This is a genomic window from Streptococcus sp. 544, from assembly GCF_013277385.1.
Classification (GTDB): domain Bacteria; phylum Bacillota; class Bacilli; order Lactobacillales; family Streptococcaceae; genus Streptococcus; species Streptococcus mitis_BA.
In genome coordinates, this window is record NZ_VMMU01000016.1 from 58,398 (window position 1) to 82,564 (window position 24,167).

Annotated in this window: 26 protein-coding genes; 22 read left to right on the forward strand and 4 right to left on the reverse strand. The window is 42.2% G+C overall.

Annotation, left to right across the window (positions count from 1 at the left end):
• Positions 1–39: 39 nt before the first annotated feature.
• Both HT728_RS07650 and HT728_RS07655 read left to right on the forward strand, forming a co-directional pair.
• The gene (locus HT728_RS07650; protein ID WP_000548993.1) at positions 40–717 is read left to right on the forward strand and encodes a response regulator transcription factor; all 678 of its coding nucleotides are present in this window, start codon (positions 40–42) and stop codon (positions 715–717) included.
• Positions 710–1,684, forward strand: coding sequence for a sensor histidine kinase (locus tag HT728_RS07655; RefSeq protein ID WP_173234644.1), 975 nt, complete (start codon positions 710–712; stop codon positions 1,682–1,684). Before HT728_RS07650 ends, HT728_RS07655 begins: the two co-directional genes overlap by 8 nt.
• A 45-nt stretch (positions 1,685–1,729) precedes the next feature.
• Here the strand turns inward: HT728_RS07655 and thrS are convergent, their stop codons facing one another.
• Complete coding sequence (gene thrS / locus HT728_RS07660) at positions 1,730–3,673, reverse strand: threonine--tRNA ligase (RefSeq protein WP_000608345.1); 1,944 nt, start codon at positions 3,671–3,673, stop codon at positions 1,730–1,732.
• Positions 3,674–3,991: 318 nt separating this feature from the next.
• Entirely contained in the window at positions 3,992–4,366 is a 375-nt protein-coding gene (locus tag HT728_RS07665; RefSeq protein ID WP_173234647.1) for a hypothetical protein, read from the reverse strand.
• 202 nt (positions 4,367–4,568) lie between these two features.
• Here HT728_RS07665 and rpsO point away from each other — a divergent pair, with 202 nt between their 5' ends.
• The 6 genes from rpsO (at position 4,569) to HT728_RS07695 (ending at position 10,079) form a co-directional block, all read left to right on the forward strand.
• Entirely contained in the window at positions 4,569–4,838 is a 270-nt protein-coding gene (gene rpsO, locus HT728_RS07670; RefSeq protein ID WP_001018251.1) for a 30S ribosomal protein S15, read from the forward strand.
• A gap of 880 nt (positions 4,839–5,718) precedes the next feature.
• The gene (locus HT728_RS07675) at positions 5,719–6,339 is read left to right on the forward strand and encodes a CadD family cadmium resistance transporter (RefSeq protein ID WP_000531713.1); all 621 of its coding nucleotides are present in this window, start codon (positions 5,719–5,721) and stop codon (positions 6,337–6,339) included.
• 233 nt (positions 6,340–6,572) lie between these two features.
• Positions 6,573–7,619: an iron ABC transporter permease gene (locus tag HT728_RS07680; protein ID WP_173234650.1), complete on the forward strand. Its 1,047-nt coding sequence runs from the start codon at positions 6,573–6,575 to the stop codon at positions 7,617–7,619.
• 1 nt (position 7,620) lies between these two features.
• Entirely contained in the window at positions 7,621–8,376 is a 756-nt protein-coding gene (locus HT728_RS07685) for an ABC transporter ATP-binding protein (RefSeq protein WP_000364120.1), read from the forward strand.
• 19 nt (positions 8,377–8,395) lie between these two features.
• Positions 8,396–9,406, forward strand: coding sequence for an ABC transporter substrate-binding protein (locus HT728_RS07690; RefSeq protein WP_173234652.1), 1,011 nt, complete (start codon positions 8,396–8,398; stop codon positions 9,404–9,406).
• On the forward strand, positions 9,387–10,079 hold the full coding sequence (locus tag HT728_RS07695; RefSeq protein WP_173234654.1) for an alpha/beta hydrolase-fold protein: 693 nt from the start codon (positions 9,387–9,389) through the stop codon (positions 10,077–10,079). Before HT728_RS07690 ends, HT728_RS07695 begins: the two co-directional genes overlap by 20 nt.
• Before the next feature lie 43 nt (positions 10,080–10,122).
• On the opposite strand, the gene HT728_RS07700 is transcribed toward HT728_RS07695, so the two are convergent.
• On the reverse strand, positions 10,123–10,872 hold the full coding sequence (locus HT728_RS07700; RefSeq protein WP_173226956.1) for a 1-acyl-sn-glycerol-3-phosphate acyltransferase: 750 nt from the start codon (positions 10,870–10,872) through the stop codon (positions 10,123–10,125).
• 132 nt (positions 10,873–11,004) lie between these two features.
• On the opposite strand from HT728_RS07700, the gene HT728_RS07705 reads away from it, so the two are divergent.
• From HT728_RS07705 to HT728_RS07730, 6 genes are all read left to right on the forward strand, one after another.
• The gene (locus HT728_RS07705; RefSeq protein WP_173234656.1) at positions 11,005–13,341 is read left to right on the forward strand and encodes a cation-translocating P-type ATPase; all 2,337 of its coding nucleotides are present in this window, start codon (positions 11,005–11,007) and stop codon (positions 13,339–13,341) included.
• A 101-nt stretch (positions 13,342–13,442) separates the two neighbouring features.
• Positions 13,443–14,120, forward strand: a complete 678-nt coding sequence (locus HT728_RS07710) for a tRNA (adenine(22)-N(1))-methyltransferase TrmK (protein WP_112443961.1) — start codon at positions 13,443–13,445, stop codon at positions 14,118–14,120.
• Positions 14,107–14,904, forward strand: a complete 798-nt coding sequence (locus HT728_RS07715; protein ID WP_173234658.1) for a Nif3-like dinuclear metal center hexameric protein — start codon at positions 14,107–14,109, stop codon at positions 14,902–14,904. Before HT728_RS07710 ends, HT728_RS07715 begins: the two co-directional genes overlap by 14 nt.
• A gap of 16 nt (positions 14,905–14,920) precedes the next feature.
• Entirely contained in the window at positions 14,921–16,024 is a 1,104-nt protein-coding gene (locus HT728_RS07720) for an FAD-binding oxidoreductase (RefSeq protein WP_173234660.1), read from the forward strand.
• A gap of 101 nt (positions 16,025–16,125) precedes the next feature.
• Entirely contained in the window at positions 16,126–17,145 is a 1,020-nt protein-coding gene (gene galE / locus HT728_RS07725) for a UDP-glucose 4-epimerase GalE (RefSeq protein ID WP_112443967.1), read from the forward strand.
• 1 nt (position 17,146) lies between these two features.
• A complete protein-coding gene (locus HT728_RS07730; RefSeq protein ID WP_345890041.1) occupies positions 17,147–18,112 on the forward strand; it encodes a glycosyltransferase family 2 protein in 966 nt (321 codons plus the stop codon).
• A 57-nt stretch (positions 18,113–18,169) separates the two neighbouring features.
• On the opposite strand, the gene HT728_RS07735 is transcribed toward HT728_RS07730, so the two are convergent.
• A complete protein-coding gene (locus HT728_RS07735; protein ID WP_004235080.1) occupies positions 18,170–18,367 on the reverse strand; it encodes a ferredoxin in 198 nt (65 codons plus the stop codon).
• Positions 18,368–18,412: 45 nt separating this feature from the next.
• Between HT728_RS07735 and HT728_RS07740 the strand changes: the two genes are divergently transcribed.
• The 8 genes from HT728_RS07740 (at position 18,413) to HT728_RS07775 (ending at position 24,012) form a co-directional block, all read left to right on the forward strand.
• On the forward strand, positions 18,413–18,904 hold the full coding sequence (locus HT728_RS07740; RefSeq protein WP_023946238.1) for an SAG1386/EF1546 family surface-associated protein: 492 nt from the start codon (positions 18,413–18,415) through the stop codon (positions 18,902–18,904).
• Positions 18,905–18,913: 9 nt separating this feature from the next.
• On the forward strand, positions 18,914–19,585 hold the full coding sequence (cmk, locus tag HT728_RS07745) for a (d)CMP kinase (protein ID WP_153198729.1): 672 nt from the start codon (positions 18,914–18,916) through the stop codon (positions 19,583–19,585).
• Positions 19,586–19,714: 129 nt separating this feature from the next.
• Positions 19,715–20,053: a zinc ribbon domain-containing protein YjdM gene (locus tag HT728_RS07750; RefSeq protein WP_173234665.1), complete on the forward strand. Its 339-nt coding sequence runs from the start codon at positions 19,715–19,717 to the stop codon at positions 20,051–20,053.
• 2 nt (positions 20,054–20,055) lie between these two features.
• Positions 20,056–20,685: a Pr6Pr family membrane protein gene (locus HT728_RS07755; RefSeq protein ID WP_173234667.1), complete on the forward strand. Its 630-nt coding sequence runs from the start codon at positions 20,056–20,058 to the stop codon at positions 20,683–20,685.
• Positions 20,686–20,809: 124 nt separating this feature from the next.
• A complete protein-coding gene (locus HT728_RS07760) occupies positions 20,810–21,961 on the forward strand; it encodes an MFS transporter (RefSeq protein WP_023946242.1) in 1,152 nt (383 codons plus the stop codon).
• Positions 21,962–22,060: 99 nt separating this feature from the next.
• Entirely contained in the window at positions 22,061–22,810 is a 750-nt protein-coding gene (gene truA / locus HT728_RS07765; protein ID WP_173234669.1) for a tRNA pseudouridine(38-40) synthase TruA, read from the forward strand.
• Entirely contained in the window at positions 22,800–23,573 is a 774-nt protein-coding gene (locus HT728_RS07770) for a bifunctional hydroxymethylpyrimidine kinase/phosphomethylpyrimidine kinase (protein WP_173234671.1), read from the forward strand. The genes truA and HT728_RS07770 overlap by 11 nt, the downstream gene beginning before the upstream one ends.
• Complete coding sequence (locus HT728_RS07775) at positions 23,551–24,012, forward strand: ECF transporter S component (RefSeq protein WP_173234673.1); 462 nt, start codon at positions 23,551–23,553, stop codon at positions 24,010–24,012. Before HT728_RS07770 ends, HT728_RS07775 begins: the two co-directional genes overlap by 23 nt.
• Positions 24,013–24,167 lie beyond the last annotated feature (155 nt).

Genomic DNA, 24,167 nt, shown 5'->3' on the forward strand with positions numbered 1-24,167 from the left:
ATGGAAAAATCTGTTATAATAATAGAAAAGGAGAAGCGCATGCACAAGATTTTATTAGTAGAAGATGATCAGGTTATTCGGCAACAGGTCGGGAAAATGCTCTCTGAATGGGGATTTGAAGTGGTTCTGGTAGAAGACTTTATGGAAGTTTTGAGTCTATTTGTTCAGTCGGAGCCTCATCTGGTCCTCATGGATATTGGCTTGCCCTTGTTTAATGGTTATCACTGGTGTCAGGAGATTCGCAAGATTTCCAAGGTCCCCATCATGTTTCTGTCTTCGAGAGACCAGGCTATGGATATTGTCATGGCAATCAATATGGGGGCGGATGACTTTGTGACCAAGCCTTTTGACCAGCAGGTTCTTTTAGCTAAGGTTCAGGGCTTGTTGCGTCGTTCCTATGAGTTTGGGCGTGACGAGAGTTTACTGGAATACGCCGGTGTGATTCTCAATACCAAATCCATGGATGTACATTATCAAGGGCAAGTCTTGAATTTGACCAAGAACGAATTCCAGATTTTACGCGTGTTGTTTGAGCATGCGGGCAATATTGTAGCGCGTGACGACCTGATGCGGGAACTTTGGAACAGTGACTTTTTCATTGATGATAATACCCTCTCTGTCAATGTGGCTCGTTTGCGTAAAAAGTTGGAAGAGCAGGGCTTGGTAGGATTTATCGAGACCAAGAAAGGAATAGGGTACGGATTAAAGCATGCTTGATTGGAAACCATTTTTTCTAGCCTATTTGCGTTCCCGTAGTCGTCTTTTGGTTTATCTGCTTTCTTTGACGTTTCTGGTTTTGCTCTTTCAGTTTTTATTTGCAAGTTTAGGAACTTACTTTCTCTACTTTTTCCTCTTGTGTTGCTTTGTAACCATCTTATTTTTCACTTGGGACATATTGGTGGAAATGCAGGTTTATCGTCAGGAACTTCTCTATGGAGAGAGGGAAGCCAAATCTCCATTGGAAAGAGTTTTGGCTGAAAAATTAGAAGCGCGTGAGATGGAACTCTATCAGCAGAGGTCAGATTCAGAAAGAAAACTGACTGATTTGCTGGATTACTATACCTTGTGGGTCCATCAGATTAAGACCCCCATTGCAGCCAGTCAACTCTTAGTTGCAGAAGTGGTCGATCGCCAACTGAAGCAGCAATTAGAACAGGAAATTTTCAAGATTGATTCCTATACCAATCTAGTTTTACAGTACCTGCGTTTAGAAAGTTTCCATGATGATTTGGTCTTAAAGCAGGTTCAAATCGAGGACTTGGTCAAGGAAACACTTCGTAAATATGCTCTTTTCTTTATTCAAAAAGGCTTAAATGTCAATCTACATGATCTTGATAAAGAAATCGTGACGGATAAAAAGTGGTTGCTAGTCGTTATTGAACAAATCATCTCAAATAGTCTCAAGTACACCAAGGAAGGTGGTCTGGAGATTTATATGGATGGGCAAGAGCTTTGTATCAAGGATACGGGAATCGGGATAAAAAACAGTGATGTCCTCCGAGTCTTTGAACGTGGCTTTTCAGGCTACAATGGACGCCTAACCCAGCAGTCATCTGGACTTGGCCTCTACCTATCTAAGAAAATTTCTGAAGAACTAGGTCACCAGATTCGCATCGAGTCTGAGGTCGGAGAAGGAACGATAGTGCGGATCAAATTCGCTGAAGTGAAGCTCGTTATTGAGTAAAAATAGACGAAAAAGCCTCCAATCGGAGGCTTTTATGCTAGGCTCTTATTTCTCAACGCGTGATTTGTTGGCGATATCAGCTAGGATAGCTTGAACAAAATCATCTACTGAGACAGTTTGTGTTTCTTTTTGGCCGTAGCGACGAACGTTGACTGTTCCGTCTTCCATTTCCTTGTCCCCAACGATCAATTGGTAAGGAATCTTGCTGGTTTGTGAAGCACGGATCTTGAACTGCATTTTTTCATTGCGCTCATCTACGTCTGCACGAACACCACGGTCACGGAGTTTCTTGGCCACTTCCCAAGCATAGTCCACGTGTTTTTCGTTAGATACTGGGATGAGGGTTACTTGGTGTGGTGCAAGCCATGTTGGGAAGGCACCCTTGTAGTTTTCAATTAAGATAGCTGTGAAGCGTTCCATAGTTGAAATAACACCACGGTGGATCATGACTGGACGGTGCTCTTCGCCATCAGCTCCGATGTATTTAAGGTCGAAGCGTTCTGGAAGCAAGAAGTCAAGTTGGATAGTTGAAAGTGTTTCTTCCTTACCAAGAGCGGTCTTAACCTGGATATCCAATTTTGGTCCGTAGAAGGCTGCTTCACCTTCGGCTTCAAAGTAGTCCACACCCATTTCATCAAGAGCTGCACGAAGCATAGTTTGGGCATTTTCCCACATCTCATCGTTATCAAAGTACTTATGAGTATCTTGAGGGTCACGAAGAGAGAGTCGGAAGCGGTATTCAGTCAAGTTGAAATCTTCATAAACATCGATAATCAACTGAAGGGCACGCTGGAATTCTTCTTGGATTTGTTCTGGAGTCACAAAGAGGTGACCGTCGTTAAGAGACATTTCACGTACACGTTGAAGACCTGTGAGGGCACCAGATTTTTCATAACGGTGCATCATACCGATTTCAGCGATACGGATTGGCAACTCACGGTATGAGTGAACATGGTGTTTGAAGACTTGAATGTGGTGTGGGCAGTTCATTGGACGAAGGACAAATTCTTCCCCGTCACCCATATCCATAGTTGGGAACATGTCTTCTTGGTAATGATCCCAGTGACCAGAAGTCTTGTAAAGTTCAACAGAAGCAAGTGGTGGAGTATAGACGTGTTGGTAGCCTGAAGCCAACTCCTTGTCAACGATATAGCGTTCCAATTCACGACGAATAGTCGCACCATTTGGCAACCAGAATGGCAAACCTTGTCCCACTTCTTGTGAAATCATAAAGAGGTCAAGCTCTTTACCAAGTTTACGGTGGTCACGTTCCTTAGCTTCTTCACGCATTTGGAGGTAGTTTTTCAAGTCTTTCTTGTCAAACCAAGCTGTACCATAGATACGTTGCATCATAGCGTTGTCACTATTTCCACGCCAGTAAGCACCTGCTACATGGAGAAGGTGGAAGATTTGGATACGGCCTGTTGATGGAACGTGAGGTCCACGGCAGAGGTCTACATATTCGCCTTGACGGTAGATAGTCAAACCACCCTCGTCTTCTGAGTGTTCTTCAATCAATTCCAACTTGTAAGGGTCATTCTTGAATATTTCACGAGCCTCGTCTTTCGTAACTTCTTCACGGATTGATGGGAAGTTTTCTTTGACGATTTTTTGCATTTCTTCTTCGATACGAGGAAGGTCTTCGTTAGAGATTTGACCAGCAGTATTGTCAGTATCGTAGTAGAAACCGTCTTCGATGGCTGGACCAACTCCCAAGTGAATGTCTGGGAAAAGGCGACGAGCTGCTTGGGCGAACAAGTGAGCAGCTGAGTGACGCAAGATTGGAAGGGCATCTTCGTGATCAGGTGTCACAATTTCGATGCTTCCATCTTCAGTGATAGCACGAGTAGTGTCGATGAGTTTGCCGTTGAATTTACCAGCCAAGGCCTTTTTAGCTAGGGAATTGCTGATAGATTGGGCAATTTCAAAAGTAGTAACGCCAGATTCGAATTCACGAACAGCGCCATCTGGGAAAGTAATGTTAATCATGATGTTCTCCTTACTTATATTATTGACGAATGTGTTAACCCTATTCTGAGAACAGGGACAGAGGACTGTGAAAGCTAGAAAAAAAGCGACATCCTCGAAAGGACGTCGCAACGTGGTTCCACCTTCATTTATGTACCTCAAAAGAGAGGGACACCTCTGATTGGCTCTAACGTGGCCACCGTTTTATGTTTTCATAAAAAACTCAAGAGTAGTATCAGTTTAGGCTCTCTATGCGTTTCCAGCAACCACGCACTCTCTAGTAGAAAGGGACTAAGTGACTTGTCTCTATGGATTATTATAGCATGATTGTGAGATTTTTCAAGGATTTTGTGAAAGTTTTTTGTTTTTCAGTTTTTGCACTAGATTCTTAATAGCGGCACCGACAGCCATACCAACTATGGCAAAGATTTCATAGGCTAGGAAGTAGAGAAGGATAAATTCTCTGAAAGTAATGATGGTAAAACAAAAGAGCAGTCCGTTACCAATTAACCACCAAAGTGAGAAACGGAAACGGTAGCTATAGAGTAGCGATATAATCAAGATTACCAGAGGTGTAAAGAAGAGAATATTATTTACGTAGAGACTCTTGAGCAAAAGGGGGTCAGAAATGATTAGTGATAACAACTCATAAAATGGCCAATAAAAGAAAAATACGACCAAATAGTAGGGGACATGGGAATAGAATCTAGGCATGATAATCACCTCGTTTAAAAACAGATAACTTGGATTTCTTGCTATGATTATTATAGCATGTTTAAAACAAGAAAGTAAATCTGTTGACAAAGAAGTTAGTTATTGGTAGAATAGGGATTGTCGTAAAGACAAATAACTTCTTCTTGGTTACAGGCATGCCAACCTGTCACTCGGATGAAGCCAAATAAAAAGGAGAAACATCATGGCAATCTCAAAAGAGAAAAAAAATGAAATCATCGCACAATATGCACGTCACGAAGGTGATACAGGTTCAGTAGAGGTTCAAGTTGCTGTCCTTACTTGGGAAATCAACCACCTTAACGAACACATCAAACAACACAAAAAAGACCACGCTACTTACCGTGGATTGATGAAAAAAATCGGTCGCCGTCGTAACTTGCTTGCATACTTGCGTAAAAACGACGTTAACCGTTACCGTGAGTTAATCAACTCTCTAGGACTTCGTCGTTAATTCAAGATACAAAGGCCGTCAAAAGCACAAAGCAAAAATAGGAAAATTGACGAAGAAACTTCAGTTTCTAGGAGATTTTATCTTTTTTGCCAAGTGCTTAGGCCGTGTTCAATTGAGCATATCTTGATAATGAAGCTACTCTAAATTGGGTAGCTTTTTTACTTTTGTTACCTTACTTCGATATACTCAAGTATAATCTTCGGTTACAGTTCCTAGCACTGTAAGGTAAAATAAACCAGAATGATCTCCCTTCGGGGAGATTTTTTTGTTTCACTAAAAATTTTGTACAATCTTCGGCTTACCGCCTAGTCTATAAACGGTTTATCCAGCAAGAATTATGATGCTAAGGGCGTAAGAAATCCGTATGAAAATAGGGAAATGACACAGTGTTCGATGAACACAAGGAGTTTCATCTTTTTCACTAGGATTTTAGCCCGGGCTCAAATCAGCTCTCGGACTTCAGAGGGCTTTTTTATTGAGATTTTATCGGTCACAATTTTGGAGACTACAAAAACTATCGGTCAACTCGACTTCTGGCAAGATGTGTTTTATCGGTCACAATTTTGGAGACTACAAAAACCTCAAATGGTATCAGCTAATTACACCATAAGGGTGCGTAGCTACTCGGCTTGAAAAGCCGAGTAGCTGTCTGCAAGCCCCTTCGGAGAGCCCACACTTTACGAAGTAAAGTATAGTATGTTATACTTTACATGGAAGTAGTCACCGAATTCCAGTTAGAAATTACTTTGTAACTACGTTTTGAGGAGGAGTAAAATGCTTTCCTATGTTCGAAATTACCCACTAGCGATAGCTAAATTAATGTGTCTGTGCTCTCCTAAAATCTGCTGATTTATTACTGACTAATACAGGAGGGTTTTTTATGGGACAGACAATCATATCTGCTATTGGTGTTTATATTTCCACCAGTATCGATTATTTAATTATTTTATTTATTTTATTTGCACAGCTATCACAGAATAAACAAAAATGGCATATTTATGCGGGGCAATATCTAGGCACGGGCTTACTTGTAGGGGCGAGTTTAGTTGCTGCTTATGTCGTTAATTTCGTGCCTGAAGAATGGATGGTTGGATTGCTTGGTTTAATCCCTATCTATTTAGGGATTCGCTTTGCAATTGTTGGAGAAGGTGAGGAAGAAGAGGAAGAAGAGGAAGAAATTATTGAAAGATTAGAACAAAGCAAGGCAAATCAACTGTTTTGGACAGTTACATTGCTAACAATTGCGTCTGGCGGAGATAATTTAGGTATCTATATACCTTATTTTGCTTCATTAGATTGGTCACAGACCCTCGTGGCCTTGCTTGTGTTTGTAATCGGCATAATTATCTTATGCGAGATTAGTCGGGTGTTATCCTCTATTCCCTTAATATTCGAGACAATTGAAAAATACGAGCGAATCATTGTGCCCTTAGTATTCATTCTACTTGGACTATACATCATGTATGAAAATGGCACGATAGAGACTTTTCTGACCGTGTAGATTTTTTTGTTTCACTAGGATTTTAGCCCGAGCTCAAATCAGCTCTCTGACTTCAGAGAGCTTTTTATGTTGTCACCTTACCTCGATATACTCAAGTATAATCTTCGGTTATGATTATTAGCACTGTAAGACCAACTATATTTATTTTTCTCATCTTGTTCCATTGTTGAAAATATGGTATACTTTTCATGAGAATTTTCTAAATTTTTAATATTCTGTCAAAGGAGGTTTGCATGCTTTCCAAATTTTCTGGAAGCCGACAAGACCAGCAATTTGTGTTACTTTTAGTTATTTTGCTAGGTGTTTTAGGGATTTCTCTCTTTCTAGCAGTTTCAATGGGAGCTGTTGCGATTGATCTAGGAGATACCTATCGGATTATTTTGAGCAGGTTGGGATTTCCTCTTGAGGTAGGAGAGGTTTCCAAGTCCACTCTTGCCATTGTATGGAACATGAGATTCCCTCGAGTATTGTTAGGTCTGATAGTAGGGGCAGGTCTTTCTATGTGTGGTAGCGTGATGCAGTCCACAGTGAACAACCCCATTGCAGAGCCCTATGTCTTAGGTATCTCTGCGGGTGCAACTCTAGGGGCAACTTTGAGCATCATTCTCGGTTTAAAAGTGATGATTAGCCTTGGCGCTTTTCTTGGAGCTATTTTGGCAACCATTGCTGTCCTCATCATTGCCTCTATGCAGGGCAGGATGACGACTTCTAGTCTCATTTTATCAGGAACTGTGGTCAATGCTCTCTTTCTGGCATTTTCCAATTTTATTATCTCAGTCGGCGCTAATGCGGACAGTGTGATGACCATTAAGTTTTGGACCATGGGTTCGCTTGCCGGAACTAACTGGTCTGACTTAGTCTTGCCAACTATAGTAGTAGGATTGGCCTTTCTATTTTTCTCTACTCAGTATCGTGTTTTTAATGCGATGATGATGGGAGATGAGGCTGCTTTAACGTTGGGGATTCCCTTACGCTTTTATTGGTATCTTTATGTGACCATGGTGGCTGTGCTGACAGCAGTCTTAGTGGCAACTTGTGGGATTATTGGATTTGTTGGTCTGATTACTCCCCACTTAGCTCGAGGGTTAGTAGGAACGAATTACAGGAGACTTTTTCCCGTTGCGACCTTACTGGGTGCCCTCTTTGTTATTTGGGCAGATGTACTCTCTCGTGTCATCATTCCAAACGCTGAGCTGCCGATTGGTATTTTCACAGCCTTAGTAGGTGCTCCCTTCTTTATCTACATTGTTGGAGGTAGGCGAAGGGAGGTGAGGGCCTGATATGGACTTGATTTGTCAGGATGTCCACTTTGGACTAGGAGAGAAAAAAATCCTCAAAGGAGTTTCTCTTAAGGTTGAGGGGCATCAATTTCATACGATATTAGGGCCAAATGGAAGTGGAAAAACCAGCCTGCTTAAACTCCTCTATCGTCAGGAAAAGGCGGACAAAGGCTTGATAAGCTTAGATGGAAAGCCTTTGGAACATTGGTCACTCAAAGAAACAGCTAAGCAGATGGCGGTCGTCACCCAGTTTAATCAATTGCAGTTTGATTGTACAGTTGAGGAAATCGTCTTGCTGGGAAGGACTCCACACCTCTCTTTTTTACAGAAGGAAAAGGAAAGGGATTATGCCCTCGTTCAAGATGCTCTCGTCAAGGTGGATATGCTTGAGAAGAAAACTCGTCTCTATTCGTCTCTTTCAGGTGGGGAGAAACAGCGAGTCTTATTAGCACGCGCCTTGGCGCAAGAACCGACTCTCTTGCTCCTGGACGAGCCAACCAATCACCTGGATATCAAGTACCAGTTAGACTTGCTGGCCATTGTGAAGAATCTCAAGGTCAATGTTCTAGCTGTCCTACATGATATTCAACTTGCTTGTCGCTATTCGGATTATCTCTATCTGATGAAAGAGGGGGAAATCCTTTACCAAGGGACTCCAAAGGAGACCATCACCCCTGAGTCATTGCAAACTGTATATGGAGTTCAAAGTCAGGTGACTTGGACTGAGGATCAGCAAGCTATGATTCACTATTTATAAGAAAGAAAAGGAAAACAAAATGAAAAAAACACTCAGTATTTTACTCGTAACAGTAGCTACCTTAACGATGGCAGCATGTGGCAATACTACTACAGAAAAAGCTACCACACAATCTAGCACAGAAACAAGTCAAAAGGCCAGCACAGAGACGACTTATCCGTTAACGGTCAAGACCTATGATGCTAAGGGAAATGAAGTCGAACAAGTCTTTGAGAAGGCACCTGAAAAAGTTATCACCAACAATCTTTCAACTACTGAAATTTTGTTGGAGTTAGGCTTGAAGGATAAAATTGCTGGCATGCTCAACCCTGACAATGCTGTAACGGACAAATACAAGGATGCTATTGCGACGATTCCTCAAATTGGCGATAAAAAAACAGTCTCACAAGAGACAGTCCTTTCTTATGAGCCAGACGCTGTGATGGGTCGAAACATGATGTTTTCTGAAAAATCCTTGGGGACAGTTAGCACTTGGAATGAAAACAAAATCCCAGTCTATACGCAAAAAGCTTCTCTCTCAACGATTCAGCAAGATTTGGGGAATATCGTAGAAGATGTCAAAAATCTTGGAATGATTTTTAATGTGCAGGACAAGGCCAATGAATACGCAGCCCAATTACAAACTAAAATTGACGCTGTTAAGAAAGCAAATCCAGCAAGTCAAGGTGAAAAGAAAAAGGCTTTGATTATGGTTGCTTATAATGATGAAACCTTCGGTGCCTACAAGTCTGCTTTGCAAGAAAGTTTGCTCAACCAACTTGGTTATACAAACGTTGCTACGGGGACATCAGGCTTGACCTTGGAAAATCTCGTGTCAATGGATCCTGAATTGATTATCTATGTAACCAGCGATCGCAATAAAAAATTGGATGAAAAAGCAGTAGAGTTGATGAAGGCAAATGCTGTTTTGGAAAGCGTTCCTGCTATTAAGAATCAAAAAATCATGACCATCTCTTACGATGAATTGATGGACTATGGTCCAGCAGTGATTGATTCCCTTGAGAAAATCAATGACTTTATCAATAAATAATGAGTTTGATTGGGAAGGAATTCAAGTTAAAATTAGCCTTCCTTCTAACTACGACCCCAATCAAACCTATCCGGCTATTTTATTGAATGATGGAAACTTGGATTTCCTATCGTCCCTTTCCGAATCTGTGATTTTAGTGGGCTTGACCTCTAAAAATCGCTTAGACGACTACACTCCCTGGGCGACATCGGCTCTGAGAGATGGAGCTCCAGATTTTGGCGGTCAGGCCAACGTCTATCATGATCATTTATTTGGAGGTCTTTTAGATAAGTTGCAGTCGCTTTATCGACTGGATGAAGCACGCCTTGCCTACGGAGGTTATTCACTAGGTGGCTTGGTGGCAGTTTACAGTCTTTTCAGCTTTGATAAGGTTTCCTGTGTTTTTTCTATCTGCGGTTCCTTTTGGTATCCTGATTTTGTGGCTTACTGCAAGGCAGAGACAGTGAAAAATCTAGACTGTTTGCTGTATTTACAGAATGGTCAAACAGAAGGAGTCAATCATAGCAATCGCTTGGCTCAAGCACCAGTCTATGCTGAGAAAATCCATACCAGTCTTCAGAAACGCTATCCGAACAGCCAGTTTGTCTTTGACCCTTATGGACACCACGAACAAGTAGCTGAGCGATTCCTAGCTTTTTCTAGCTGGTTGGCCCAAAAATGGAAAATCGAATAAAAGATTTATCCCTTGGCTTTTGCCAAGGGATTGTTGTATTTATTTAACCAAGGTTTTCTCTCTTTTTATCTGGATTCCATACAAAGCTTGCGATAAAGCTAAAGATGATGGTTAGGATAGCGAGGATAATGGCAAGGATGAGGGCAGGGATGCGGATAAACCACCAGAGTGGATTTGGTTTTTTATTATTGTGCCATTGTTTCGTTTCTTCATCCAGACGTTGGAATTCTGCTTGGATACGATTGGCGACTGTTTCAATGCCTTCATCATTCATTTTCTTGATATCTGAGATATCGATTGGATTTCCAAAGTTCATATCAACACGCTCACGGCTAACCAAGCCCTTCAAGGTCATAGGACCTGTATAGGTAACCGGCATGATACGGACCTTGGCCATTTTGGCAATCAGGGCTACGCCACCCTTGACATCGTTTGAGTGACGGCTCCCACTTGGAAACATGATGAGAGAGCGGTCACTTTTTTTAAGAACATTGATAGGGTATTTGATGGCTGAGGCGCTAGGATTTTCACGGTCGATAGGAAAGGCGCCACACATACGGATCCACCAACCAAAGATACGGTTGGTAAAGAGCTCTTTTTTGGCCATAAAGATGAACTGTTTTGGCTTGGTCGCAAAGGCCATGTAAACAGGATCCCACCAGGTACGGTGAGGCGCAACCAAAATATAATTTTCATCTTGATTAGGAATTTTATCAGTATTATGATAGTGGGCATTGCCATTGATGGACCATAGGAGCAAGACAACTAATCCACGTAAATAAGTATAAAACATGCGATCTCCTTCGATTCTTTTCTTGTTATTATTATACCTTATCAAAGAAGGGCTGGCAAACTTTTCCCTTGACCAGGTCCATATTTGGGATGAGATTAGAATTCTTTTAGAAAAAATGATATGATATAATTTATGGATAAAAATAAGATTATGGGATTAACCCAAAGAGAAGTCGAGGAAAGACAGGCTAAGGGCTTGGTCAATGATTTTACTGCTTCGGCCAGTACCAGCACTTGGCAAATCATCAAACGAAATGTCTTTACCCTTTTTAACGCTTTGAACTTTGCCATTGCTTTGGCCCTTGCCTTTGTGCAGGCTTGGAGCAATCTGGTCTTCTTTGTCGTTATCTGCTTTAACGCTTTTTCAGGGATTGTGACGGAGCTCCGTGCCAAGCATATGGTGGACAAGCTCAATCTCATGACCAAGGAAAAGGTCAAGACTATTCGTGATGGCCAGGAAGTGGCTCTTAATCCTGAAGAATTGGTGTTAGGAGATGTCATTCGTTTGTCTGCTGGAGAGCAAATTCCTAGTGATGCCTTGGTTTTGGAAGGCTTTGCGGAAGTCAATGAAGCCATGTTGACGGGGGAAAGTGATTTGGTGCAAAAGGAAGTTGACGCCTTGCTTTTGTCAGGAAGTTTCCTAGCCAGTGGGGCAGTTTTAGCTCAAGTTCACCATGTCGGTGCAGACAACTATGCTGCTAAACTTATGCTTGAGGCTAAGACTGTGAAACCTATCAACTCTCGTATCATGGAATCGCTGGACAGGTTAGCAGGTTTTACTGGGAAAATTATCATTCCTTTTGGTCTAGCTCTCTTGCTAGAAGCCTTGATTTTAAAAGGCTTGCCTCTTAAGTCGTCCGTTGTAAACTCGTCGACAGCTCTTTTGGGGATGTTACCTAAGGGAATTGCCCTTTTGACCATCACTTCGCTCTTGACAGCGGTGATTAAGTTAGGCTTGAAAAAGGTCTTGGTGCAGGAGATGTACTCCGTTGAGACCTTGGCGCGCGTGGATATGCTCTGTTTGGATAAGACGGGCACCATCACCCAAGGAAAGATGCAGGTAGAGGCTGTTCTTCCTCTGACGGAAACTTATGGTGAAGAGACTATTGCCAACATTTTGACTAGCTATATAGCTCATAGTGAGGATAAAAATCCAACTGCCCAAGCTATTCGCCAGCGATTCCAAGGCCAAGTAGCCTATTCTATGATTTCCAATCTCCCCTTCTCAAGCGACCGCAAGTGGGGTGCTATGGAGTTAGAAGGTTTGGGAACAGTTTTCTTAGGGGCGCCTGAGATGTTGCTGGATTCTGAGGTCCCAGAAGCCAGAGAGGCCTTGGAGAGAGGTTCACGTGTCTTGGTCTTGGCTCTCAGTCAGGAAAAACTAGACCATCACAAACCACAGAAACCATCTGATATTCAGGCTCTAGCCTTGCTGGAAATATTGGATCCCATTCGAGAGGGAGCAGCAGAGACGCTGGACTATCTCCGTTCTCAGGAAGTGGGCCTCAAGATTATCTCTGGTGACAATCCAGTTACGGTATCCAGCATTGCCCAGAAGGCTGGTTTTGCGGACTATGATAGTTATGTAGATTGCTCGAAAATTACGGATGAGGAATTGGTTGCTATGGCGGAGGAGACTGCTATTTTCGGACGGGTTTCCCCTCATCAAAAGAAACTCATCATCCAAACTCTGAAAAAAGCGGGTCATACAACGGCTATGACGGGAGACGGAGTCAATGATATTCTGGCTCTTCGTGAGGCGGATTGTTCTATCGTAATGGCGGAGGGAGATCCTGCGACTCGTCAGATTGCAAATCTGGTTCTCTTGAACTCTGACTTTAATGATGTTCCTGAGATTCTCTTTGAAGGTCGTCGCGTAGTCAATAACATTGCCCATATCGCCCCGATTTTCTTGATTAAGACCATCTATTCTTTCCTATTAGCGGTCATCTGTATTGCCAGTGCTCTTCTGGGACGGTCTGAATGGATCTTGATTTTCCCCTTTATTCCAATCCAGATTACCATGATTGACCAGTTTGTGGAAGGTTTCCCACCATTCGTTCTGACTTTTGAGCGAAATATCAAACCTGTCGAGCCAAACTTCCTCAGAAGATCCATGCTTCGTGCTCTACCAAGTGCTCTCATGGTTGTGTTCAGCGTTCTTTTTGTGAAAATATTTGGAAGTAGCCAAGGTTGGTCTGAGTTAGAAATTTCAACTCTACTCTATTATCTCTTGGGGTCAATTGGTTTCTTATCTGTATTTAGAGCCTGCATGCCATTTACCCTATGGCGTGTCCTCTTGATTGTTTGGTCAATAGGAGGCTTCCTAGCCACAGCTCTCTTCCCAAGAATTCAAAAATTGCTTGAAATCTCCACCTTAACAGGACAAACATTACCTGTTTATGGTGTCATGATGTTGGTCTTTACCGTGATTTTCATCCTGACTAGTCGCTATCAAGCCAGAAAATAAAGAAAGGCTGTAATCTGTGGATTGCGGTCTTTTTAGGTACAAGATTGCCAGCTGAAATGTGGTATAATAAGAGGTAATAGAGTTTTGGAAAGAGAGAGAAAATGATTTCAAAGAGATTAGAATTAGTGGCTTCCTTTGTGCCACAGGGAGCCATTTTACTCGATGTGGGGAGTGACCATGCTTATCTGCCTATCGACTTGGTCGAAAGAGGACAAATCAAAAGTGCCATTGCAGGTGAGGTTGTGGAAGGTCCCTATCAGTCTGCGGTCAAAAATGTTGAAAGTCACGGCCTAAAGGAGAAAATCCAGGTTCGTTTAGCCAATGGCTTGGCAGCTTTTGAAGAGGCAGACCAAGTGTCTGTCATTACCATTGCTGGTATGGGCGGACGCTTGATTGCTAGGATATTAGAAGAAGGCTTGGACAAGCTAGCTAATGTAGAACGATTGATCCTCCAGCCCAATAATCGTGAAGACGATTTGCGTATTTGGTTGCAAGACAATGGCTTTCAGATTGTGGCAGAAAGCATTCTAGAAGAAGCTGGTAAGTTTTATGAGATTTTGGTGGTGGAAGCAGGACAAATGAAGTTATCAGCCAGCGATGTTCGCTTTGGTCCTTTTTTGTCCAAAGAAGTCAGTCCAGTATTTGTCCAAAAATGGCAAAAAGAATCTGTTAAGCTAGAGTTTGCCCTCGGACAAATCCCTGAAAAAAATTTGGAAGAACGTCAAGTTCTAGTAGATAAAATTCAAGCCATCAAGGAGGTTCTCCATGCTAGCAAGTGAAGTCATTAACCGATATGAAGCTTATTGTCCTCAGGAATTTTCCATGGAGGGAGACAGTCGTGGTCTGCAAATTGGAACTTTGGACAAGGCTATCCAAAGTGTCATGGTGGCTCTGGATATTCGTGAAGAAACGGTGGCTGAAGCCATTGAAAAGGGTGTGGACTTGATTATTGCCAAGCACGCGCCGATTTTCCGTCCCATCAAGGATTTGGTAGCTAGCCGTCCGCAAAATCAGATTTACATTGATCTTATCAAGCATGACATTGCAGTTTATGTCAGCCATACCAATATTGATATTGTTGAAAATGGTCTCAATGATTGGTTCTGTCAGATGCTAGGTATCGAGGAAACGACCTATCTGCAGGAGACAGGTCCTGAACGTGGAATTGGTCGTATTGGGAATATTCAGCCTCAGACCTTTGGAGAATTAGCCCAACATGTCAAGCAAGTCTTTGGCCTAGATAGCCTTCGAATGGTGCATTATCAAGAGAATGACTTGCAGAAGTCTATTTCAAGAGTGGCTATCTGTGGTGGAAGCGGGCAGTCTTTCTATAAGGATGCTTTAGCTAAAGGAGCGGAAGTCTATATCACTGGTGACATCTACTACCACACTGCCCAGGATATGCTGTCTGATGGCTTGCTAGCATTGGATCCAGGACACTATATCGAAGTGCTGTTTGTGGAAAAAATCGCAGAGCTTCTTAATCAATGGAAAGAGGAAAAAGGTTGGGAACTAGAGATTTTACCTAGTCAAGCATCAACCAATCCTTTCCACCATATCTAGTTAGAAAGTGAAAACAATGAAAAAAGTTGCCATTATCGGAGCAGGAATTGTGGGTGCAACAGCTGCCTACTACCTCTCGAAAGAAAGTGACCTAGAAGTAACCGTCTTTGACCATGGACAAGGTCAGGCTACCAAGGCTGCAGCAGGAATTATCAGCCCCTGGTTTTCCAAACGACGCAATAAGGTCTGGTACAAAATGGCGCGCTTGGGGGCTGATTTTTATGTGGATTTATTAGCTGATTTAGAGAAATCAGGGCAGGAAATTGACTTTTACCAGCGTTCGGGAGTCTTTCTCTTGAAAAAGGATGAATCCAAGTTGGAAGAACTCTATCAACTAGCCCTCCAGCGTAGAGAAGAATCTCCCTTGATAGGCCAGTTAGCCATTCTGAACCAAGCATCAGCCAATGAATTATTCCCTGACTTGCAGGGATTTGACCACCTGCTCTATGCTTCTGGTGGAGCGAGAGTAGATGGTCAACTCTTAGTGACTCGTTTGCTGGAAGCCGGTCAGGTCAAGCTGGTCAAAGAAAAAGTGACTCTGACACCTTTAGCATCAGGTTACCAGATTGGCGAAGAGGTGTTTGATCAGGTTATTTTGGCGACGGGAGCTTGGTTGGGACACCTGTTAGAGCCTTTAGGTTATGAAGTAGATGTTCGTCCCCAAAAGGGGCAACTCCGAGATTATCAACTTGCCCAAGATATGGAAGCTTACCCTGTTGTTATGCCAGAAGGGGAGTGGGATTTGATTCCTTTTGCAGGTGGGAAATTATCTCTAGGCGCTACTCATGAAAATGATATGGGATTTGATTTGACGGTAGATGAAACCTTGCTCCAACAAATGAAGGAGGCAGCCTTACCTCACTATCCAGTTTTAGCTAGAGCGACTTCAAGAGCTGAGCGTGTGGGAATCCGTGCCTATACCAGTGATTTCTCACCTTTCTTTGGGCAAGTACCTGGCTTAGCAGGTGTCTATGCTGCTAGTGGACTAGGTTCATCAGGCCTCACAACGGGGCCTATTATCGGTTACCATCTAGCTCAACTGATCCAAGACAAGGAGTTGACCTTAGACCCAGCAAACTACCCAATTGAAAACTATGTCAAGCGACTAAAAAACGAATAAAATTTTACTGAAATTTTATCCTACCCTCTAGGATGGCAAATGACATTCCCTATCAAAAATGGTAAAATAAGAAAAAATAATCCGAGAATCGAGGAAAGAAGATGCAAGAAAAGATTTTGGTAACGGGTGGAGCAGGTTTTATCGGAACCCACACTGTTATTGAGTTAATCCAAGCAGGTCATCAGGTTGTTGTGGTGGATAACCTTGTGAATAGTAACAGAAAAAGTTTAGAAGTTGTTGAGAGAATTACAGGAGTTGAAGTGCCTTTCTATGAGGCAGATATCCGTGACACAGATACCCTCAGAGATATTTTCATGCAAGAAGAACCAACAGGGGTCATTCACTTTGCTGGCTTGAAGGCTGTCGGTGAATCTACCCGTATCCCTCTTGCCTACTATGACAATAATATCGCTGGAACTGTTAGCCTTTTGAAAGCTATGGAAGAAAACAACTGTAAAAACATCATTTTCAGTTCTTCTGCGACAGTGTACGGAGATCCGCATACAGTGCCCATCTTGGAAGATTTCCCACTTTCAGTGACCAATCCATACGGTCGTACCAAGCTCATGCTAGAGGAAATTTTGACAGATATCTACAAGGCAGATTCAGAATGGAATGTGGTCTTGCTTCGTTACTTTAACCCAATCGGAGCCCATGAGAGTGGTGATTTGGGAGAAAATCCAAACGGTATTCCAAACAACCTCTTGCCATATGTGACTCAGGTAGCCGTTGGAAAATTAGAGCAAGTGCAAGTATTTGGAGACGATTACGATACGGAAGACGGAACTGGTGTTCGTGACTATATCCACGTTGTTGACTTGGCTAAAGGTCACGTTGCAGCTCTGAAAAAAATCCAAAAAGGCTCAGGTCTAAACGTTTATAACCTTGGAACAGGTAAAGGCTACTCAGTTCTTGAAATTATCCAAAATATGGAAAAAGCAGTGGGACGTCCAATTCCTTACCGCATCGTAGACCGTCGCCCAGGGGATATCGCAGCCTGCTATTCAGATCCTGCAAAAGCCAAAGCAGAACTGGGCTGGGAAGCAGAATTAGGCATCACCCAAATGTGTGAAGACGCATGGCGTTGGCAAAGTAAGCATCCAAATGGATTTGAAGACTAAGATGGTGATGTCAATCATAGTCCCCTGTTTAAACGAAGAGGAAGTACTTCCTCTTTTTTATCAGGCTTTGGAAGATTTGATTCCTGATTTGGAAACAGAAATCGAGTATGTCTTTGTCGATGATGGCTCAAGCGATGGAACCTTGGAACTCTTAAAGGCCTATCGGGAACAAAATCCGGCAGTGCATTATCTTTCTTTCTCGCGAAATTTTGGCAAAGAAGCAGCTCTCTATGCAGGCTTGCAATATGCGACAGGAGATTTGGTGGTGGTGATGGATGCAGACCTCCAAGATCCTCCTAGTATGTTGCTTGAGATGAAAGCTCTACTAGACAAAAATGCAGACTTGGACTGTGTTGGAACACGCAGAACCAGTCGAGGGGGAGAACCCTTCTTTCGCAGTTTCTGTGCTAATCTCTTTTATCGTCTTATGCAAAAAATTAGTCCAGTAGCCTTGCCGTCAGGTGTCCGTGATTTTCGCATGATGAGAAGATCTGTAGTCGATGCTATTTTAGCTTTGACCGAGTCCAATCGTTTTTCAAAGGGGCTCTTTGCCTGGGTGGGTTTTAAAACCCACTATCTGGACTATCCAAATGTCGAAAGGCAGGCTGGCAAGACCAGTTGGAGTTTTAGGCAACTCTTTTTCTACTCCATTGAAGGGATTGTTAATTTTTCAGATTTTCCCTTGATTATCGCCTTCGTGGCAGGTCTCCTATCTTGTTTTATTTCTCTACTTATGACCTTTTTTGTTGTGGTTCGGACCCTCATTTTGGGCAATCCGACATCAGGTTGGACCTCTCTGATGGCTGTTATTCTCTTTCTCGGAGGGATTCAACTCTTGACCATTGGGATTCTCGGCAAGTATATCAGTAAGATTTATCTAGAGACTAAAAAAAGACCACTTTATCTCGTCAAAGAAAAAAGTGACCTTCCTGATCTTACAGAAAAAAATAAAGAGAAAAGACTATAATTTTGCATGGAAATATGCTAAACTAGAAGGAGTGGAACGTTCTTATCGATGTTAGAGTTAATCTTTAATCAAGGCACGTGTCGGACAGTTTCTAACAGCTTCTACGACGTCCTGACTAGGAGAGATTTCTTTTTCTAGTTGGTCAGGGTCATCGTAAAAACGCACGATTCCATTATCGTGGTAATCAAATAATTCAGAATAAGTTTGGCAAAGCCCACAGGCAATGCAACGTTCAGGTATAAGTGTGATTTTCATATTTATATTGTAATAAGAAAAGTAAAAAAAAACAAGGAGTAAGGTATGGCAAAAGAACCGTGGCAAGAAGATATTTATGAGAATCAAGAAGAAACAAGATCAGAACGTCGTAAGAGAGAACAAGGTGGAGGAGTGCTGGCTAATCGTATCTTGACTATTTTAGCAAGTATTTTCTTTGTGATTGTAGTTGTGATGATTATTGTTCTTATCTATCTTTCATCGGGTGGGAGTAATCGCACAGCAGCCTTGAAAGATTTTCACGATTCAGATACAAAAGTAGAGCAAGTTTCTTCTACTTCTAGTAGTAGTTCAGAGCAGGCATCTTCTAGTTCAGAGGAGAAGGTAGAAGAGTCATCTAGTAGCTCAGAACATCCAAATGATCCAGAAGGAACTACAAAAGTTATGGCTGGAGAAGGAGAAGCCGCCATTGCCGCTCGTGCAGGAATCTCGATTGCTCAGTTAGAGGCTTTGAATCCTGGCCATATGGCTACAGGATCTTGGTTTGCTAATCCTGGAGATGTGATTAAGACTAGATAGGAGTCATAAATGAAGACGATTCAAATTGCTATCGATGGTCCAGCTTCAAGTGGCAAGAGTACGGTCGCAAAGATTATTGCCAAGGATTTTGGATTCACCTACCTAGATACAGGTGCTATGTATCGTGCAGCGACCTACATGGCTCTCAAGAACCAATTAGAAGTTGAACAAGTTGAAGAACTCTTAGACTTATTGGACCAGCATCCAATCAGTTTCGGGCGCTCAGAAACTGGAGAACAGCTTGTCTTTGTAGGAGATGTGGATATTACCCATCCTATCCGTGAAAATGAAGTGACCAATCATGTTTCTGCCATCGCAGCAATTCCTGAAGTGCGTGAGAAACTAGTTTCTCTCCAACAAGAGATTGCCCAGCAAGGTGGGATTGTCATGGACGGTCGCGATATTGGAACGGTTGTATTGCCACAAGCAGAATTGAAAATTTTCCTAGTAGCTTCGGTAGATGAAAGAGCAGAGCGCCGTTACAAGGAAAATATTGCCAAGGGAATTGAAACAGACCTTGAAACCCTAAAAGAGGAAATTGCTGCGCGTGACTACAAGGATAGCCATCGTGAGACTTCGCCTCTCAAACAAGCAGAGGACGCTGTCTACCTTGATACAACTGGCTTGAACATTCAAGAAGTAGTTGAAAAAATCAAAGCAGAAGCTGAAAAAAGAATGTAAATGTAGAGAAGCCGATAGATTGATATCGGTTTTTTCTAAATTTGTCAAAATGCTGATTTTAGGGTATAATAGTTGCTGTTCGAGAAATTTTGATTTTCAAAGAATAGTGAATGATGATAAGGAGAAACCATGAACAACTTACCAAATTGCCCAAAATGTAACTCAGAGTATGTCTACGAAGACGGTGCCCTACTGGTTTGCCCAGAGTGTGCTCATGAGTGGAATCCTGCTGAAGTTGCAGATGTAGAAGAGGGCCTTGTTGCTATCGATGCCAACGGGAATAAATTGTCTGACGGTGATACTGTAACCCTCATCAAGGATTTGAAAGTAAAAGGTGCGCCAAAAGATTTGAAACAAGGGACGCGCGTGAAGAATATCCGCATCGTAGAAGGCGACCATAATATTGACTGTAAGATCGATGGCTTTGGTGCCATGAAACTCAAATCAGAGTATGTGAAGAAAATTTAAGCATGTCAAAGAACTACAAACTTACATTTTATAGCCGTATCTTCTTGTTTCTAGCGGCTTTTACGGGAGTTTATCTTGAAATCGCCAAGCATGGTGGATTTGGGATGTTACTCTATTATACGGTTCTGTCCAACCTTTTAGTCGCGATTTTTACGCTCTATCTCCTAAAGGTTATGAGCCGTTTAGGTGAAAACTGGCAAAGACCAAGTCTCTTGCGCTTAAAAGGTGGGGTCACCATGAGTATCATGATTACCTGTGTGATTTACCATTTCCTTTTAGCGCCTATTGCGACTAATTTCTATACTCTAGAAAATTTCCTTTGCCACTATATCGTTCCCCTCTGGTTTTTAGCAGATACCCTCTTTTTTGACAAACAGGGTCAATACAAGATTTGGGACCCAATTGTGTGGACGATTTTACCCTTGCTGTATATGATTTTTGCTCTTTTTAATGGCTTGGTATTGAAACTTGATGTTCCTAATTCTAAGGTCAGTCCCTTCCCGTACTTCTTTTTGAATGTGAACAAGGGTTGGGATGTCGTGTTCAAGTGGTGTCTGATTATCTTTGTTGCCTATATGGTGGCAGGATTTATCTTCTACTTTATTAAGCAAATCAAGAGAAAATCATCCTAAGACACAAGGGATTCATTTTCGAGTTTAAGAAGGAGTCTGTACACTAAAGAGGCTTCTTCTTTTCTTGCTTGTTTGATGACTATCAAAAAAGTAGAAGATTAAGAGAAATATAGAAAGAGATTTCATGAAACAATTTTTAGAACGGGCCAGTATTTTGGCTCTCTCCCTCGTTTTGATTACGTCCTTTTCCATCTCGAGTGCCCTGCCAGCCATGTTTGACTATTATCAAGGTTATCCTAAGGAACAAATTGAGCTCTTGGCGAGCTTGCCTTCCTTTGGAATCATGATTATGTTATTACTAAATGGTTTCTTAGAAAAAATATTTCCTGAGCGCTTACAGATCAGTTTGGGATTGCTGATTTTATCACTAAGTGGAACTGCTCCCTTTTGGTACCAAGCTTATCCTTTTGTCTTTGGAACACGGATTCTTTTTGGTTTAGGTGTTGGGATGATCAATGCCAAGGCCATTTCTATTATCAGTGAACGCTATCAAGGAAAAACGAGAATTCAGATGTTAGGGCTACGCGGTTCTGCAGAGGTCGTTGGGGCTTCTCTCATTACCTTGGCAGTCGGCCAATTGTTGGCCTTTGGTTGGACAGCTACTTTCTTAGCTTATAGTGCTGGATTTTTAGTTCTGATCCTTTATCTGCTCTTTGTACCTTATGGAAAAGAAAAGAAAGAAGTCAAGAAAAAAACGAAGGAAGCAAGTCGCTTAACTCGGGAAATGAAGGGCTTGATTTTTATCTTAGCTATTGAAGCGGCGGTTGTAGTTTGTACCAATACAGCTATTACCATCCGTATTCCAAGTCTGATGGTGGAAAGAGGACTGGGAGATGCCCAGTTATCTAGTTTTGTTCTTAGTGTCATGCAGTTAATCGGGATTGTGGCTGGTGTGAGTTTTTCTTTCCTGATTTCAATATTTAAAGAGAAACTGCTCCTATGGTCTGGAATTACTTTTGGCTTAGGGCAAATTGTGATTGCCTTGTCTCCATCCTTGTGGGTGGTAGTGGCAGGGAGTATTCTAGCTGGTTTTGCCTACAGTGTAGCCTTGACGACGGTCTTTCAACTTGTCTCTGAACGAATTCCAGCTAAACTCCTCAATCAAGCGACTTCATTTGCTGTATTAGGCTGTAGTTTCGGAGCCTTTACGACCCCATTTGTTCTAGGTGCAATTGGGTTACTAACTCACAATGGCATGTTGGTCTTTGCCATTTTAGGCTCATGGTTGATTGTAACCTCTATCTTTGTCATGTACCTACTTCAAAAGAGAGCTTAGGATTGGTTTCCTAAGTTTTTCTTTTTGTGAATTTTGTACCCAGACAATATTTGATTTAGACCCTTGTTTACAGACTAATTTCTTGATAAAATAGGAGTTATGACAAGATATAAAGCAACTATTTCCTATGATGGTTACGCTTTTGCTGGTTTTCAGCGCCAGCCTCATGCGCGTAGCGTTCAGGAAGAAATTGAAAAAACCTTGACCAGGTTAAATAAAGGGCAAGCCATTACTGTTCACGGTGCTGGTAGGACAGATAGTGGAGTTCATGCCCTAGGCCAGGTTATTCATTTTGACCTACCTTATCAGATGGATGAGGAGAAGCTCCGTTTTGCTTTGGACACCCAGTCTCCTGAAGATATTGATGTGATTGCGATTGAGCTTGTGGCGGATGATTTTCATTGCCGTTATGCCAAGCACAGTAAGACCTATGAGTTTATCGTGGATAGAGGCCGTCCCAAGAATCCTATGCGCCGTCACTATGCCACTCACTTTCCCTATCCACTCTATGTGGAACGGATGCAGGAGGCTGTCAAAAAGTTAGAGGGAACCCATGATTTTACCGGTTTTACAGCCTCTGGGACTAGTGTAGAGGATAAGGTTCGCACCATCACAGAAGCTAGTTTAACAGTTGATGAGACAGGTCAGTTTTTGACCTTTACCTTTTCAGGAAATGGTTTCTTGTATAAGCAGATTCGCAATATGGTGGGGACACTGCTTAAAATCGGCAATAATCGCATGCCAGTAGAGCAGATTGACCTCATCTTGGAGAAAAAGGACAGGCAGCTTGCAGGTCCCACTGCAGCACCAAATGGTTTGTATTTAAAGGAGATTCGTTATGAAGAATAATCGTATTTTAGCACTTTCAGGAAATGATATTTTTAGTGGTGGTGGATTGTCCGCTGATTTGGCTACCTATACCTTGAACGGCTTGCATGGTTTTGTAGCAGTGACTTGTTTGACAGCCTTGACGGAAAAGGGCTTTGAAGTCTTTCCAACTGACGATACCATTTTTCAACATGAATTAGATAGCTTACGTGATGTGGAGTTTGGGGGAATTAAGATTGGTCTCCTACCAACTGTCAGTGTGGCTGAGAAGGCATTGGACTTTATCAAGCAACGCCCAGGAGTGCCTGTGGTTCTGGATCCTGTCTTGGTCTGCAAGGAAACGCACGACGTAGCAGTTAGTGAACTCTGCCAAGAGTTGGTTCGCTTTTTCCCTCATGTCAGTGTGATTACGCCTAATCTTCCTGAAGCAGAATTACTAGCAGATCAAGAGATTAAAACCCTTGAAGATATGAAAACTGCAGCACAGAAATTGCATGAATTAGGAGCGCCAGCAGTTATTATCAAGGGAGGCAATCGCCTTAGTCAGGACAAGGCTGTAGATGTCTTTTATGATGGACAAACCTTTACAGTGTTGGAAAATCCTGTCATCCAAGGGCAAAATGCTGGCGCAGGTTGTACCTTTGCCTCTAGCATTGCCAGTTACTTGGTTAAAGGTGATGAACTTTTATCAGCAGTAGAAAGCTCTAAGGCTTTCGTTTACCGTGCCATTGTACAAGCAGATCAGTATGGAGTAAGACAATATGAAGCAAACCAAAACAACTAAAATCGCCCTTGTATCCCTATTAACCGCCCTTTCTGTGGTTCTAGGTTATTTCTTAAAAATTCCAACACCGACAGGCATTCTAACTCTTTTAGATGCGGGTGTCTTCTTTACGGCCTTTTACTTTGGTAGTCGTGAAGGGGCTGTAGTCGGAGGACTAGCAGGCTTCTTGATTGACCTCTTATCAGGCTATCCTCAGTGGATGTTCTTTAGCTTGGTCAACCATGGCTTGCAGGGATTTTTCGCAGGATTTAAAGGAAAAACTCAGTGGTTAGGCCTTATCTTAGCAACGATTGCCATGGTAGGGGGTTACGCCTTGGGTTCTACATTGATGAATGGCTGGGCAGCAGCCCTACCAGAAATTTTACCAAATTTCATGCAAAATATAGTAGGGATGATTGTAGGATTTATTCTTAGTCAAAGTATCAAGAAGATTAAGTAAAGAGACTGAGTCAAAAGTCTTTCAAATAAGAAAAACGCATAGTATCAGGTGTTCAAAACTTGATACTATGCGTTTTATTGTGGGAAGATTTTATACTCTTCAAAAATCTCTTCAAACCGCGTCAACGTCGCCTTGTCGTAGATATGGTTACTGAC

Bases quoted from the DNA above. Each gene is read 5' to 3' on its own strand.
- HT728_RS07655 (WP_173234644.1), top strand. From the start codon at position 710: ATGCTTGATTGGAAACCATTTTTTCTAGCCTATTTGCGTTCCCGTAGT.
- truA (WP_173234669.1), top strand. From the start codon at position 22,061: ATGACAAGATATAAAGCAACTATTTCCTATGATGGTTACGCTTTTGCT.
- HT728_RS07710 (WP_112443961.1), top strand. From the start codon at position 13,443: ATGATTTCAAAGAGATTAGAATTAGTGGCTTCCTTTGTGCCACAGGGA.
- HT728_RS07735 (WP_004235080.1), bottom strand. From the start codon at position 18,367: ATGAAAATCACACTTATACCTGAACGTTGCATTGCCTGTGGGCTTTGC.
- HT728_RS07715 (WP_173234658.1), top strand. From the start codon at position 14,107: ATGCTAGCAAGTGAAGTCATTAACCGATATGAAGCTTATTGTCCTCAG.
- HT728_RS07720 (WP_173234660.1), top strand. From the start codon at position 14,921: ATGAAAAAAGTTGCCATTATCGGAGCAGGAATTGTGGGTGCAACAGCT.
- HT728_RS07730 (WP_345890041.1), top strand. From the start codon at position 17,147: ATGGTGATGTCAATCATAGTCCCCTGTTTAAACGAAGAGGAAGTACTT.
- HT728_RS07700 (WP_173226956.1), bottom strand. From the start codon at position 10,872: ATGTTTTATACTTATTTACGTGGATTAGTTGTCTTGCTCCTATGGTCC.
- HT728_RS07690 (WP_173234652.1), top strand. From the start codon at position 8,396: ATGAAAAAAACACTCAGTATTTTACTCGTAACAGTAGCTACCTTAACG.
- HT728_RS07665 (WP_173234647.1), bottom strand. From the start codon at position 4,366: ATGCCTAGATTCTATTCCCATGTCCCCTACTATTTGGTCGTATTTTTC.
- HT728_RS07775 (WP_173234673.1), top strand. From the start codon at position 23,551: ATGAAGCAAACCAAAACAACTAAAATCGCCCTTGTATCCCTATTAACC.
- HT728_RS07705 (WP_173234656.1), top strand. From the start codon at position 11,005: ATGGATAAAAATAAGATTATGGGATTAACCCAAAGAGAAGTCGAGGAA.
- HT728_RS07650 (WP_000548993.1), top strand. From the start codon at position 40: ATGCACAAGATTTTATTAGTAGAAGATGATCAGGTTATTCGGCAACAG.
- galE (WP_112443967.1), top strand. From the start codon at position 16,126: ATGCAAGAAAAGATTTTGGTAACGGGTGGAGCAGGTTTTATCGGAACC.
- thrS (WP_000608345.1), bottom strand. From the start codon at position 3,673: ATGATTAACATTACTTTCCCAGATGGCGCTGTTCGTGAATTCGAATCT.
- HT728_RS07685 (WP_000364120.1), top strand. From the start codon at position 7,621: ATGGACTTGATTTGTCAGGATGTCCACTTTGGACTAGGAGAGAAAAAA.
- HT728_RS07770 (WP_173234671.1), top strand. From the start codon at position 22,800: ATGAAGAATAATCGTATTTTAGCACTTTCAGGAAATGATATTTTTAGT.
- HT728_RS07680 (WP_173234650.1), top strand. From the start codon at position 6,573: ATGCTTTCCAAATTTTCTGGAAGCCGACAAGACCAGCAATTTGTGTTA.
- HT728_RS07740 (WP_023946238.1), top strand. From the start codon at position 18,413: ATGGCAAAAGAACCGTGGCAAGAAGATATTTATGAGAATCAAGAAGAA.
- cmk (WP_153198729.1), top strand. From the start codon at position 18,914: ATGAAGACGATTCAAATTGCTATCGATGGTCCAGCTTCAAGTGGCAAG.
- HT728_RS07760 (WP_023946242.1), top strand. From the start codon at position 20,810: ATGAAACAATTTTTAGAACGGGCCAGTATTTTGGCTCTCTCCCTCGTT.
- HT728_RS07675 (WP_000531713.1), top strand. From the start codon at position 5,719: ATGGGACAGACAATCATATCTGCTATTGGTGTTTATATTTCCACCAGT.
- HT728_RS07750 (WP_173234665.1), top strand. From the start codon at position 19,715: ATGAACAACTTACCAAATTGCCCAAAATGTAACTCAGAGTATGTCTAC.
- HT728_RS07695 (WP_173234654.1), top strand. From the start codon at position 9,387: ATGACTTTATCAATAAATAATGAGTTTGATTGGGAAGGAATTCAAGTT.
- rpsO (WP_001018251.1), top strand. From the start codon at position 4,569: ATGGCAATCTCAAAAGAGAAAAAAAATGAAATCATCGCACAATATGCA.
- HT728_RS07755 (WP_173234667.1), top strand. From the start codon at position 20,056: ATGTCAAAGAACTACAAACTTACATTTTATAGCCGTATCTTCTTGTTT.